The 12696-nt window shown below is 69.4% G+C and carries 9 protein-coding genes and 2 pseudogenes; 3 read left to right on the top strand and 8 right to left on the bottom strand.

Going from position 1 to position 12696, the window contains the following annotated elements; genetic code table 11:
- Positions 1 to 12 precede the first annotated feature (12 nt).
- A complete protein-coding gene (locus ACHMXE_RS09630; protein WP_395345838.1) occupies positions 13 to 1008 on the top strand; it encodes an NADPH:quinone oxidoreductase family protein in 996 nt (331 codons plus the stop codon).
- Between the two features lie 33 nt (positions 1009 to 1041).
- On the opposite strand, the gene ACHMXE_RS09625 is transcribed toward ACHMXE_RS09630, so the two are convergent.
- Together ACHMXE_RS09625 and ACHMXE_RS09620 are read right to left on the bottom strand one after the other, a co-directional pair.
- Positions 1042 to 1911: an acyl-CoA dehydrogenase family protein gene (locus ACHMXE_RS09625; protein ID WP_395345837.1), complete on the bottom strand. Its 870-nt coding sequence runs from the start codon at positions 1909 to 1911 to the stop codon at positions 1042 to 1044.
- 103 nt (positions 1912 to 2014) lie between these two features.
- Positions 2015 to 2203, bottom strand: a pseudogene (locus tag ACHMXE_RS09620) (acyl-CoA dehydrogenase family protein); the annotation flags it as partial.
- On the opposite strand from ACHMXE_RS09620, the gene ACHMXE_RS09615 reads away from it, so the two are divergent.
- Entirely contained in the window at positions 2123 to 2308 is a 186-nt protein-coding gene (locus ACHMXE_RS09615; protein ID WP_395345836.1) for a hypothetical protein, read from the top strand. The pseudogene ACHMXE_RS09620 and the gene ACHMXE_RS09615 overlap by 81 nt on opposite strands.
- Positions 2309 to 2431: 123 nt before the next feature.
- Positions 2432 to 2962, top strand: a complete 531-nt coding sequence (locus ACHMXE_RS09610) for a cytochrome P460 family protein (RefSeq protein WP_395345835.1) — start codon at positions 2432 to 2434, stop codon at positions 2960 to 2962.
- 42 nt (positions 2963 to 3004) lie between these two features.
- Here the strand turns inward: ACHMXE_RS09610 and ACHMXE_RS09605 are convergent, their stop codons facing one another.
- The 6 genes and pseudogenes from ACHMXE_RS09605 to mdeB all read right to left on the bottom strand — a co-directional run bounded on the left by ACHMXE_RS09605 (position 3005) and on the right by mdeB (position 12542).
- Complete coding sequence (locus ACHMXE_RS09605; protein ID WP_395345834.1) at positions 3005 to 5800, bottom strand: molybdopterin cofactor-binding domain-containing protein; 2796 nt, start codon at positions 5798 to 5800, stop codon at positions 3005 to 3007.
- Between the two features lie 40 nt (positions 5801 to 5840).
- Positions 5841 to 6323: pseudogene (locus tag ACHMXE_RS09600) on the bottom strand (FAD binding domain-containing protein); the annotation flags it as partial.
- Positions 6320 to 6838 carry a (2Fe-2S)-binding protein gene (locus ACHMXE_RS09595; RefSeq protein WP_203207716.1) on the bottom strand — a complete coding sequence of 173 codons (519 nt, stop codon included), beginning with the start codon at positions 6836 to 6838 and terminating at the stop codon, positions 6320 to 6322. The gene ACHMXE_RS09595 and the pseudogene ACHMXE_RS09600, both read right to left, overlap by 4 nt.
- 156 nt (positions 6839 to 6994) lie before the next feature.
- Positions 6995 to 8500, bottom strand: a complete 1506-nt coding sequence (lpdA, locus tag ACHMXE_RS09590) for a dihydrolipoyl dehydrogenase (RefSeq protein ID WP_395345833.1) — start codon at positions 8498 to 8500, stop codon at positions 6995 to 6997.
- On the bottom strand, positions 8497 to 9849 hold the full coding sequence (aceF, locus tag ACHMXE_RS09585; RefSeq protein ID WP_395345832.1) for a dihydrolipoyllysine-residue acetyltransferase: 1353 nt from the start codon (positions 9847 to 9849) through the stop codon (positions 8497 to 8499). The genes lpdA and aceF overlap by 4 nt, the downstream gene beginning before the upstream one ends.
- The gene (gene mdeB / locus ACHMXE_RS09580; RefSeq protein ID WP_395345831.1) at positions 9846 to 12542 is read right to left on the bottom strand and encodes an alpha-ketoglutarate dehydrogenase; all 2697 of its coding nucleotides are present in this window, start codon (positions 12540 to 12542) and stop codon (positions 9846 to 9848) included. Before mdeB ends, aceF begins: the two co-directional genes overlap by 4 nt.
- Positions 12543 to 12696: the final 154 nt, after the last annotated feature.

Genomic DNA, 12696 nt, shown 5'->3' with positions numbered 1-12696 from the left:
AAGGAGCCGAACATGAAAGCATGGGTGAGTCATCGCCCCGGGGGACCGGAGACGCTGGTGTGGCAGGAGCTGCCCGATCCGGTGCCCGCCGACGGCGAGGTGCTCGTGAGGATCGCCGCGGTGGGCGTCAACTATCCCGATGGGTTGCTGATCCGCGACCTCTACCAGGTCAGGCCCGAGCGGCCCTTCGTTCCGGGCAGCGAGTTCTGCGGCGTCGTGGAGCAGGCGGGCCCGGGCGTGTCGAGCCTGCGCGAGGGCGATCTCGTCATCGGCCGCTGCGGCTGGGGCGCCATGGCCGATCGCATCGCGGTGGCCGAACAGCGCTGCGTGCGCGTGCCGGCCGACACGCCGCGCACGCAGGCGGCCGCCTTCATGTTCGCCTATGCCACCGCCTACCACGCGCTGTGCGACGCCGCCCAGCTGCGCGCGCAACAGACGGTGCTGGTGCTCGGCGCCGCGGGCGGCGTGGGTTCGGCCGCGGTCGAGGTAGCGCATGCGCTGGGCGCGCGCGTGGTGGCCGCCGTGTCCTCGCCTTCCAAGCTGGCCTTCGCGATGGCGCGCGGCGCGTCGGGCGGCCTGGTCTACGACCAGCAGGTCGAAGGCAGGGAGGCGCAGCAGGCGCTCGCGCGGCGCATCAAGGAGGCGGTGGGCGGCGACGGCTGCGACGTGGTGTTCGATCCGGTCGGCGGCGGCTACACCGAACCCGCCTTGCGCAGCCTGCGCCGCGGCGGCCGTCACCTGGTGGTGGGCTTCACCGCCGGCATCCCGAGCGTGCCGCTCAACCTGGCGCTGCTCAAGAGCCGCCACATCGTCGGCGTGGACTGGCGCAGCTTCGTGCAGGAAGACCCGAAGCTCAACGACCGCAACGTGCACTCGCTGCTCGCGATGTGGCGCGAGGGCCTGCTGCAGCCGGAAGTGACCGAGACCTTCGCCCTGGCCGATGCGCCCTCGGCCATCGCGCGGCTCGATGCACGCGGCGCGCTCGGCAAGATCGTCGTGGTCGCGTGAAGGCGGCGGCCGCCCGGGCCGCCGTTCTCTTCCTCAGTTCAACTCGCCCGACAGGATCTCGCGCGCCATCACGATCTTCATGATCTCGGTCGAGCCTTCCATCTGCTTGCACATGCGCAGCAGGTTGTGGAAGTCGAAGAAGGGATAGTCCTCGATCGCGAGGCCGCGCCCGCCCAGCACCTGCATCGAGCGGTCGATCACGCGCAGCCCCGCATCCACGCAGTAGGCCTTCACCATGGCCGCCTGCATCCGCGAGGCCGAGTAGCCGCCGCGCGCCACCATCCAGGCCGCGTAGTAGGTGTTGAGGCGGATCGACTCGATGTCGTACTGGTTGTCGGTCAGCATCCACTGGATCGCCTGGTTGTCGCCGAGCGCCTTGCCGAATACCTTGCGCTCGCGCGCGTATTCGACCGCCAGCTCCTGGCTGCGCTCGGCCATCCCGAGCGCGGTGCCGCCCAGGCGCAGGCGGAAGCGGTTGAACTGGTGCTGCGCGATGGAGAAGCCCTCGCCCTCCGCGCCCAGCAGGTTCTCGGCCGGCACGATCACGTTCTCGAGCCGCACTTCCTGCTCCGTGCCCCATTGCCGCGCGATCACCGGGATGTCGCGCGACTTCGTGAAGCCCGGCGTGTCGTTGTCGACCAGGAACACGCTGATGCCCTTGGGCCCCTTGCTCGGATCGGTGACCGCCGCGACCGCCGTGTACGACGCGAAGTGATGGCCGGTGCGCCACATCTTCGTGCCGTTGAGCACCCAGTGGTCGCTCTTCCGCACGGCAGTCGTGCGGATCCCCGCGAGATCGGATCCGGCCTCGGGTTCGGTGAAGCACATCGACCAGCCCGTCTTGCCCTCGAGCACCGGATAGAGGTACTTCTCGCGGATCTTCTCGGGCGCCTGGTAGAGCACCGGCCAGGGCGCCGAACGGCCCGCCCGGCATGCGGCGCGGCGACTTCGAGAACTCGGCCAGCACGATCACGTCCTCCATCGGCCCCAGGCCCTGGCCGCCGAATTCCTTGGGCACGATCAGCTTGGCCAGGCCGTACTCGGCCAGCTTGCCCTTGAGGTGGGCGTTGAGTTCCGGGCTGTAGTCGCAGTTGGCGACCGGCCATTCGCGGTAATGCGGCAGGACGACCGTCTTGATGAAGCTGCGCGCGCGCTGTTGAAGATCGCGTTGCGCGGGGTCGAGTTCGAAATCCATGGTGTGCCTCTTGTGTTCGGACATGCGCCCGATGGCATGTCAACGCAATCGATTGGATCGGCGCGGGCGCGTGGCTTCCATGGCACCGTCGTTCAAACTGCATGACATCGCCGCGGCGAATCGCAGTATGTCGAGTACGCGACGCGGATACACGGGCATACGAAGGACGCACTTTCGCGCTTGGGTACACCGAAGAATCGCGGCGCCCCCACTTCAAGAAAGCTTTCGATGAAAAACATCCGCATGGAAATCGCCGCCGTGGCGCTCGCGCTCGGTGCCTGCGTCTTCGCCGCCGTCTCGATCGCCGCGGACGGCAAGCCCGCCGCTTCGACGTCCACCTCCGCCGCGTCGCCGATCTATGGCGTGACGATCCCCAAGGGCTATCGCGAATGGCAGCTGATCGCGCCTGCGCTGGAGTCCGAGCCGCTCAACGAACTGCGCGTGGTGCTCGGCAACAAGACGGCCGTCGACGCTTACAAGAAGGGAGCGCTCCCCTTCCCCGATGGCACCGTGCTGACCAAGCTCGCGTGGAAGCACGTGCAGTCGCCGGACTTCGAACCCGCGCTGGTGCCGGGCATGGCGACCACCGTGCAGGTGATGGTCAAGGATTCAGCGAAGTACGCCGCCACCGGCGGCTGGGGCTTCGGCCGCTTCGTCGACGGGAAGCCGGTGGACATCGCGCAGCACCAGACCTGCTTTGCCTGCCATGCGGCGCGGGTGAAGGACAGGGACTATGTGTTCACGCGGCTGGCGCCGTGAGCCCCCTGTACCCCTCCCGCTGCCCGTGATCGCCTTGCAGCCCTAGCGCATGACCTTCTCAGGCGTCATCGGCGTGCTGCGTATGCGCTTGCCGGTGGCGTGGAAGATCGCGTTGCTCACCGCGGCCGCCACGCCCACGATGCCGATCTCGCCCACGCCCTTGGCACCGAGCTCGCTCACCACCCGGTCATCCTCCTGCACGAAGATCACGTCGATGTCGTGGATGTCCGCGTTCACCGCCACGTGGTATTCGGCGAAGCTGTGGTTCATGAAGCGGCCCAGGCGGTGGTCCGAATGCGTCTCCTCGTGCAGCGCCTGGCTGATGCCCCAGACCACCGCGCCGGTGACCTGGCTGCGAGCGGTCTTCGCGCTCATGATGCGGCCCGCCGCAATGGCGCTCACCACGCGGGTCACGCGCACGGTGCCGAGCTCCTCGTCCACCTTGACCTCGCAGAACACGGCCGAATGCGTGGCGCGCACGTATTTGCGCTGCTTGAGCACGCTGGGCAGCAGCAGGTATTTCTCCTCGACCGCGCGCCCGCCGTTGGCGGCAACCACCGCGGTCAGAGGCAGCGACACGTTCGCCGCGTCGCGCAGCCTGATCGCGCCGTCGGCGAACTCCACCTCGGAGAACCTCGCCTTCGCGAACGGCGAGCCCGCGATGCCGCGCGCCAGCCGGAACAGGCGGCGCTTGAGCTTGTCGCACGCACCCTGCACCGCCGAGCCCACGGTCGACACGTGCGAGGAGCCGCCTTCGATCGGCGCCACCGGCAGCGTCGAATCGCCGAGCTCGAAGCGCACCTGCTCGAGCGGCAGGCCCATCGCCGCCGCGGCGATCATCGACATGACGGTGTAGGTGCCGGTGCCGATGTCGGTGGCGGCACTGCTCACGCGCAGATGGCCGTCGGCACCGAGCACCGCCTTCGCGCGCGCGAACATCTGCAGCGCGTCCCAGGTGCCGGTCGCCATGCCCCAGCCGACCCATTCGTGGCCCTCGCGCGTGGCGCGCGGCATGGGGGCGCGCCGCGACCAGCCGAAGCGCGCCGCGCCCTGCTCGTAGCAGGCGCGCAGCTCCTTCGTGGAGTACGGCATGTCGTCGATCGGGTTGCACTCGGCATAGTTGCGCAAGCGCAGTGCGAGCGGGTCCATGCGCAGCGCGTTCGCCAGTTCGTCCATCGCCACCTCGAGCGCATGCACGCCATGCGCGGCGCCGGGCGCGCGCATGTCGAGCGGGCTGTACTGGTCGAGCGCGACCAGCTTGTAATCGAGCTTGATGTTGTCGCAGGCATAGAGCTGGCCCGACCAGTTCACGACCACCTCGACATAGTCCTCGAAGCGCGAGGTCTCGGCGATCGCGGTGTGCGCGATCGAGCGCAAGCGGCCGTCGCCGTCCGCCGCGAGCTGCACGCGCTGCACCGTCTGGGGCCGGTGGCCGAAGCTGAACATCTGCTGACGCGTGAGCACCACGCGCACCGAGCGCTTCAGATGGATCGCGCCCATCATCGCCAGCACGAGCTGGTACTGCGGCCGCAGGCCCGCGCCGAAGGCGCCGCCGACGTAGGGATTGCGCACCGTGACCTTCTTCTTCGGCAGGCCGAACACGTGCGACACGTACCAGCGGCTGTTCTGCGAGCTCTGCGTCTTGTCGTAGACCAGGTAGCCGCCGTCCTCCTCGCGGATCACGGTGGTCGCGAACATCTCCATCGGGTTGTGGTGCTCGACGCCGCTGTAGTAGTCGGCACTGATCTTCACCGGCGCGGCATCGAAGGCCGCCTGCGCATTGCCCTTCTCCTTGGGCGGCGGCGAGTAGCCGGCCTTCAGCCGGCTCGGTGTCTTCGCGCGGTGCGTGTGCTCGAGCAGGTCGGTCTCGTGCGGCTCGCGCAGGTACGACACCTCCACCAGCCGCGCCGCATGCCGCGCGGCCTCGAAGCTCTCGGCGATCACCAGCGCCACCGGCTGGCCGCTGTAGCGCACCTGCGCATCGTGCAGCGGCTTGAACGGCGAACCGCCCGGCGCCGTCATGTCCTTGTAGAAGATGCCGAGCGAGCGCGAGCTGGGACGCCGCTCGTGCGTGATCACGTCGAGCACGCCGGGAACGGCCAGCGCCCGCTCGAGGTCCATGCGCGCGATCCGGCCCTTGGCGATGGTGCTGTTGACCACCACGCCGTAAGCCAGTCCCTCGGCCGGATGCTCGGCCGCGTAGCGCGCCGCGCCCGTGACCTTGGCCCGGCCGTCGATGCGCGAGACCGGATCGCCGATGCGAACGGGGCCGGTGCCGGGATCGGCCACCGGGACGGCCATGGCGGGTCGGGCGTGGGTCATGCGATGTCCTTGAGATCGGGACGGCCCGGGCCGTCGTTCGGGGCGGCGAGCGCGGTGCCGGCCGCGGCGGTCGCGAGCGCGCGGACGATCGCGCGATGCGCCATCGGAATCTTGAAGTCGTTCCGACCCCTGCGATGTGGCGCCGCGCAGCAGCTGGTCGGCCACCAGCGCGAAGTTCTCGTGCGATGGCTGGCGCCCCGTCAGCAGGGCCTCGGCCTCGGTGCTTCGCCACGGCTTGTGGGCCACGCCGCCCAGGGCCACGCGCGCGGCTCGAATGCCGCCGGCCTCGTCGAATGCCAGCGCGGCCGCGACCGACACCAGCGCAAAGGCATAGGAGGCCCGGTCGCGTACCTTGAGGTAGGCGCTGTGCGCGGCGAACTCGCGCGCGGGCGGCAGCTCGATGTGCGTGATCAGTTCGCCCTCCCCGAGCGTCGAGTCGCGCTGCGGCTCGTCGCCGGGCAGGCGGTGGAAGTCGGCGAAGGCGATCGCGCGCGCCCCCGCGCGCGGAGCGCACATGCACCACCGCACCGAGCGCCGCCAGTGCCACGCACATGTCCGACGGGTGGGTCGCGATGCAGTGATCGCTCGCGCCCAGCACCGCATGCTGCCGGCTCAGGCCACCGATGGCGGGGCAGCCGCTGCCGGGCGCGCGCTTGTTGCAGGGCACGCCGATGTCGTAGAAGTAGACGCAGCGCGTGCGCTGCAGCAGGTTGCCGCCGTTGGTCGCCATGTTGCGCAACTGCGGCGAGGCGCCCGCGAGGATCGCCGCCGCGAGCAGCGGGTAGCCCTCGCGCACCAGCGGATGCCAGGCCGTGTCGGCGTTGTGCGCCAGCGCACCGAGGTGCAAGCCACCACCCTCGTTCGCTTCGATGCGGTCGAGGCCGAGCCGGGTGATGTCGATCAGCCGGGCCGGTCGCGCCACGCCTTCCTTCATCAGGTCGAGCACGTTGGTGCCGCCGGCGATCCACTGGCTGCCGGGCGTGAAGTCGTTCAACGCCTGCTCGAGGCTGGCGGATGCGACGAGGGTGAACGGGTTCATCGCTCGCGCGCCTGCAACACGACCTCGGACACCGCGGCGGCGATCTGCGGATAGGCCCCGCAGCGGCACAGGTTGCCGCTCATCAGCTCGCGCACTTCGTCCAGCGTGGTGGCCTGGCCTTCGTTCTGCAGCCCGAGCGCGGAACAGATCTGGCCCGGCGTGCAGTAGCCGCACTGCAGCGCATCGTGCGCCACGAAGGCGCGCTGCAGCGGATGCAGTTCGTCGCCCCGCGCCAGGCCTTCGATGGTGGTGACCTCGGCGTCCTCGCACATCGCGGCCAGGCGCAGGCAGGCATTGATCCGGCGGCCGTCGACCAGCACCGTGCAGGCGCCGCACTGACCATGGTCGCAGCCCTTCTTGGTGCCGGTCAGGCCGAGCCGGTCGCGCAGCAGGTCGAGCAGGCTGACCCAGGCCTCGACCTCGAGCGCATGCGGCGTGCCGTTGATCCGCAAGCACAGCAGATGGCGCGAAGGCGCCCGCCGCGCGCAGGCGGCTTCGTTCATGGAATCGGTCATCGTGGTCCTTGGCTGGAGGTACTCCGGCTCACTTGCACAACCTTGCACAACCGCAGTGGGAGGCTGCCAAGCTATGGAAGCGGGAGGTACCAGCTCGTCGGACATGAGCCCGGCAACACGTGGGCTGTCGATCTGTCCTTGACAGGCCCCGCTCGTTCAGCGCTTCTGCGGCGGCAGGTCGGTGCAGGTCCCGTGCGCCACTTCCGCCGCCATGCCGATGCTCTCGCCCAGCGTCGGGTGCGGATGGATGGTCTTGCCGATGTCGATCTCGTCGGCGCCCATCTCGATGGCCAGCGCGATCTCGCCGATCATGTCGCCCGCATGGGTGCCCACGATGCCGCCGCCGAGGATGCGGTGCGTCTCGGCGTCGAACAGCAGCTTGGTGAAGCCCTCGTCGCGGCCGTTGGCGATCGCGCGGCCCGAGGCGGTCCACGGGAAGTGGCCCTTCTTGACCTTGATGCCCTCGGCCTTCGCCTGGTCCTCGGTCAGGCCCACCCACGCCACCTCGGGGTCGGTGTAGGCCACGCTCGGGATCACGCGGGCATTGAAGGCCGCGCTCGCCAGTTCCTTGTCGCCCTTGAGCTCGCCCGCGATCACCTCGGCCGCCACGTGCGCCTCGTGCACCGCCTTGTGGGCCAGCATCGGCTGGCCGACGATGTCGCCGATCGCGAAGATGTGCGGCACGTTGGTGCGCATCTGGATGTCGACCGGGATGAAGCCGCGATCGCCAACGGCCACGCCGGCCTTCTCGGCGCCGATCTTCTTGCCGTTGGGGCTGCGGCCCACGGCCTGCAGCACCAGGTCGTAGACCTGCGGTTCCTTGGGCGCGTTCTCGCCCTCGAAGGTGACCTTGATGCCCTCCTTCGTGGCCTCGGCGCCGACCGTCTTGGTCTTGAGCATGAGGTTGTCGAAGCGCGGCGCGTTCATCTTCTGCCAGACCTTCACCAGGTCGCGGTCGGCGCCCTGCATCAGGCCGTCGAGCATCTCGACCACGTCGAGGCGCGCGCCCAGCGAGGAATACACCGTGCCCATCTCGAGGCCGATGATGCCGCCGCCCAGGATCAGCATGCGCTTGGGATCGGTGCCGAGCTCGAGCGCGCCGGTGGAGTCGACCACGCGCGGGTCCTTCGGCATGAAGGGCAGGCTCACGGCCTGTGAGCCGGCGGCGATGATGGCGCTGCGGAACTTCACGGTCTGCGTGCTGCCGGTGGTGTCCCAGCCGGTGCCCGAGGTCTCCTCGACCTCGATGTGATGCGGGTCGACGAAGTTGCCCACGCCGCGCAGCACCGTGACCTTGCGCATCTTGGCCATGGCGGTGAGGCCGCTCGTGAGCTTGCCCACCACCTTGTTCTTGTGGCCCAGCAGCTTGGCGCGGTCGACCGTGGGCGCGGCGAAGCTCACGCCGAGGTCGGCGAAGTGCCTGACCTCGTCCATCACCGAGGCCACGTGCAGCAGCGCCTTCGAGGGGATGCAGCCGACGTTGAGACAGACGCCGCCGAGGGTGGCGTAGCGCTCGATCAGCACGACCTTCAGGCCGAGGTCGGCGGCGCGGAAGGCGGCCGAGTAGCCGCCGGGGCCGGCGCCGAGCACGATGACGTCGCATTCGACGTCGACCTTGCCGGCATGGCTGGAGCCGGGCGCCTTGCCCTGTTGTGCGCTCACAGCAGGATCCTCCGGTAGTCGGCCAGCAGCTGCGACAGGTACGCATTGAAGCGCCCTGCCGCCGCCCCGTCGATCACCCGGTGATCCCAGCTCAGACTCATGGGCAGGATCAGGCGCGGCACGAACTGCTTTCCGTCCCACACCGGCTTCATCGCGCTCTTCGAGAGGCCGAGGATGGCCACTTCGGGAGCGTTGATGATCGGCGTGAAGTGCGTGCCGCCGATGCCGCCGAGCGAGCTGATCGAGAAGCAGCCGCCCTGCATGTCGGCCGCGCCGAGCTTGCCGTCGCGCGCCTTCTTGGCGAGCTCGCCCATCTCCTGGCTGATCTGCAGGATGCCCTTCTTGTCGGCATCGCGCAGCACCGGCACCACGAGGCCGTTGGGCGTGTCGGCCGCGAAGCCGATGTGGAAGTACTGCTTGTAGACCAGCACGGCCTGGTCACCCTGGCCGTCGAGGCTGGTGTTGAACTCGGGAAACTTCTTGAGCGCCGAGACCACCGCCTTGATCACGAAGGCCAGCATCGTGACCTTCACGCCCGACTTCTCGTTCTCCTTGTTGGTGGCGACGCGGAAAGCTTCGAGCTCGGTGATGTCGGCATCGTCGTTGTTCGTGACGTGCGGGATCATCACCCAGTTGCGGTGCAAGTTCGCGCCGCTGATCTTCTTGATGCGCGACAAGTCCTTGCGCTCGACCGTGCCGAACTTCGTGAAGTCGACCTTCGGCCAGGGCAAGAGACCCAGCGCGGCGCCGTCGGCACCGCCACCGCCCGCGGGCTTGGCCGCGGCGGAAGCCTTGGTGGTGGCCTGGCCACTCATCACGGCCTGGGTGAAGCCCTGGACGTCTTCCTGCGTGATCCGGCCCTTGGGACCGGAACCCTTGACCTCCTCGAGCGGCACGCCGAGCTCGCGCGCGAACTTGCGCACCGAGGGCGAGGCATGCGGCAGGCCGGCCGACGGGCTCTTGGTGGGATCGTGCGGCGCGGCGGCGGCCGGCGCGGGAGCGGCCGCAGCCGGAGCGGGCGCGGAGGCCGAAGCCGTGGCGGGCGCGGCGGCGGCCGCAGCCGCGGGAGCCGGCGCCGGTGCGGGCGCGGCGCCTGCAGCGGGGGCGGCGCCTTCCATCACCGCGATCAGATCGCCGATGTTGACGACGTCGCCGACCTTGACCTTGAGTTCCTTGAGCGTGCCGGCGGCCGACGACGGGATCTCCATCGAGGCCTTGTCCGATTCGACCGCGATCAGCGACTGCTCGACCTCGATGGCGTCGCCGGGCTTGACCAGCACCTCTATCACCGCGACGTCCTTGAAGTCGCCGATGTCGGGCACCTGGATGTCGATCGTTCCTGCGCTCATGCGTCCACCTTCGGATGTTGGAGGGTTGTTCCCGCCAAGGAAGCCCTGGCGGCGTGGGCGATGCTCCGCGCGTCGACGCCGAAGAAGCCGCGCAGCGCGGCGCGCGTGTCGCTGCGCCCGAAGCCGTCGGTGCCCAGCGTGAGGTAGCGCCGGCCCGCGGGCAGGAAGGCGCGGATGCTCTCGGGCACGGCGCGCACGTAGTCGGTGGCGGCGACGATCGGCGCCTTGCCCTGGCCGAGCTGGCGTGCGACGAAGGCTTCGCCCGCGTCCTCGCCCGTTTCCTCGCCCGCGATGGCGCGCTGCTCGCAGGCCAGTCCGTCGCGTGCGAGCTCGCTCCAGCTCGTCACACTGAACACCTCGGCCTCGACGCCCTCGTCGGCCAGCAGCTGCGCGGCCTTCACCACCTCGGTGAGGATCGCGCCCGAGCCCATCAGCGTGACCTTCTTCTTCGCCTTGCCCGCGGCCGGCGCGTAGGTGCCGAAGCGGTAGCAGCCGCGCAGGATGTCGGCCTCGGCGCCCGCGGGCACGTCGGGCTGCGCGTAGTTCTCGTTCATCAGCGTGACGTAATAGAACACGTCCTGCTGCTCGACCATCATCTCGCGGATGCCCGCGTCGACGATCACCGCCATCTCGCCCGCGTAGGCCGGGTCGTAGGCCTTGCAGTTGGGAATGGTCGCGGCCACGAGGTGGCTGCTGCCGTCCTGGTGCTGCAGCCCCTCGCCGCCGAGCGTGGTGCGCCCCGAGGTGGCGCCGAGCAGGAAGCCGCGCGCGCGCTGGTCGGCCGCGGCCCAGATCGCGTCGCCCACGCGCTGGAAGCCGAACATCGAGTAGTAGATGTAGAACGGCAGCATCGCCAGGCCGTGCACGCTGTAGCTGGTGGCCGCGGCGGTCCAGCTCGCGATGGCGCCGGCCTCGCTGATGCCTTCCTCGAGGATCTGGCCGTCGGTGGCCTCGCGGTAGCTGAGCACCGAACCGATGTCCTCGGGCGCGTAGCGCTGGCCCACGCTCGAATAGATGCCGACCTGCTTGAACAGGTTCGCCATGCCGAAGGTGCGCGCCTCGTCGGCCACGATCGGCACGATGCGCGGGCCCAGCGCCTTGTCCTTGAGCAGGTTGCCCAAGAGGCGCACGAAGGCCATGGTGGTGCTCATCTCCTTGCCGGCGGCCGCGACCGCGAACTGCGCGTAGTTCGCGAGCTCGGGCTTGGCCACGGGCTCGCAGGCGGTCTCGCGACGCGGCATGGCGCCGCCGAGCGCCTCGCGGTGCTGGCGCAGGTAGCGCATCTCGGCGCTGTCCTCGGCCGGGCGGTAGAAGTCCATCGCGGCGGCCTGCGCGTCGCTCAGCGGCAGGTCGAAGCGGTCGCGGAACTCGATCAGGTCGACCTCGCCCATCTTCTTGTGCGAGTGCGTGGTCATCTTGCCCTGGGCCGCGCTGCCCATGCCGTAGCCCTTCTTGGTGTGGGCCAGGATCACGGTGGGCCGGCCCTTGTGGGCGGCGGCCGCGGCATAGGCGGCATGGATCTTCACGAGGTCGTGGCCGCCGCGCTTGAGGCGGTCGATCTGCTCGTCGGTCATGCCCTCGGCCAGGCGCGCGAGCTCGGGGTTCTGGCCGAAGAAGTTGTCGCGGTTGAAGCGCCCGTCCTTGGCCGCGAAGGTCTGCATCTGGCCGTCGACGGTGGCGGCGAAGGCGCGCGCCAGCGCACCGCTGGTGTCGCGCGCGAACAGGCCGTCCCAGTCGCTGCCCCAGACCAGCTTGATGACGTTCCAGCCGGCGCCCGCGAACAGCTTCTCGAGCTCGTCGATGATGCGGCCGTTGCCGCGCACCGGGCCGTCGAGGCGCTGCAGGTTGCAATTGACCACCCACACGAGGTTGTCGAGCTTCTCGCGCGCGGCCAGGGTCAGCGCGCTCATCGATTCGGGCTCGTCCATCTCGCCGTCGCCGAACACGCCCCAGACCTTTCGGCCTTCGCAGTTCAGCAGGTTGCGGTGCGAGAGGTAGCGCATGAAGCGCGCGTGGTAGATCGAGCTGATCGGACCGATCCCCATCGAGCCGGTGGGGAACTGCCAGAAGTCCGGCATCAGGTAGGGATGCGGATAGCTGCACAGGCCGCGCGCGCCGCTGCCGTCGACGAAGGCGGGCGCGGTGAGTTCCTGGCGGTAGTGGGCGAGGTCGCCTTCGCTCAGGCGCCCCTCGAGGTAGGCGCGCGCATAGACGCCCGGCGCGCTGTGCGGCTGGAAGAACACGAGGTCACCGCCGTGGGCGGCGCTGCGCGCGTGGAAGAAATGGTTGAAGCCGGTCTCGAACAGGTCGGCCGCGCTCGCATAGCTCGCGATATGGCCGCCGAGTTCGCCATAGGCCTGGTTGGCCTTGGCCACCATCGCGAGCGCGTTCCAGCGCATCAGCGAGGCCAGCTTCTCCTCGACCGCGAGGTCGCCCGGGAACGGCGGCTGGTCCTCGGCCGCGATGGTGTTGACGTACGGCGTCGACAGCTCCGGCTGCCAGCCGATGCGCTGCTGGCGCGCGAGCCGCGCGAGTTCGTCGAGCATCTGGCGCGCGCGCTGCGGGCCATGGACCTGCGCCAGCGCGAGGAAGGACTCGCGCCATTCGGCGGTCTCGGCGGGATCGGGGTCGTGCGACAGCACATTCGCATCGGCAAAGGCTGGCTGCGGGATTTCGTGGTCGATGGTTTTCATGAAATGGATGTCTCGATCTGGAAGGTGTCGATTCGCGCTGAATCTCGCGTCGACAACGCGTTCGCTTCGTCTGGCGTCTGGGAGATGCGCGGCGCGAAGGAAGACCCGCGTGGAAGCTCCATCGGTCGAGCCGTTGCGGCCCGACCCCGGGAGT

The organism is Variovorax sp. UC122_21 (assembly GCF_044056785.1).
In the GTDB taxonomy this organism is placed as follows: domain Bacteria; phylum Pseudomonadota; class Gammaproteobacteria; order Burkholderiales; family Burkholderiaceae_C; genus Variovorax.
This window is presented reverse-complemented; position numbering and strand designations above follow the sequence as displayed.

Coding starts and splice junctions, on each gene's coding strand:
- ACHMXE_RS09595 (WP_203207716.1), bottom strand. CDS start 6,838: ATGACCGATTCCATGAACGAAGCCGCCTGCGCGCGGCGGGCGCCTTCG.
- ACHMXE_RS09615 (WP_395345836.1), top strand. CDS start 2,123: ATGCGGCAGGACGACCGTCTTGATGAAGCTGCGCGCGCGCTGTTGAAG.
- ACHMXE_RS09630 (WP_395345838.1), top strand. CDS start 13: ATGAAAGCATGGGTGAGTCATCGCCCCGGGGGACCGGAGACGCTGGTG.
- ACHMXE_RS09610 (WP_395345835.1), top strand. CDS start 2,432: ATGAAAAACATCCGCATGGAAATCGCCGCCGTGGCGCTCGCGCTCGGT.
- mdeB (WP_395345831.1), bottom strand. CDS start 12,542: ATGAAAACCATCGACCACGAAATCCCGCAGCCAGCCTTTGCCGATGCG.
- aceF (WP_395345832.1), bottom strand. CDS start 9,849: ATGAGCGCAGGAACGATCGACATCCAGGTGCCCGACATCGGCGACTTC.
- ACHMXE_RS09605 (WP_395345834.1), bottom strand. CDS start 5,800: ATGTGCGCTCCGCGCGCGGGGGCGCGCGCGATCGCCTTCGCCGACTTC.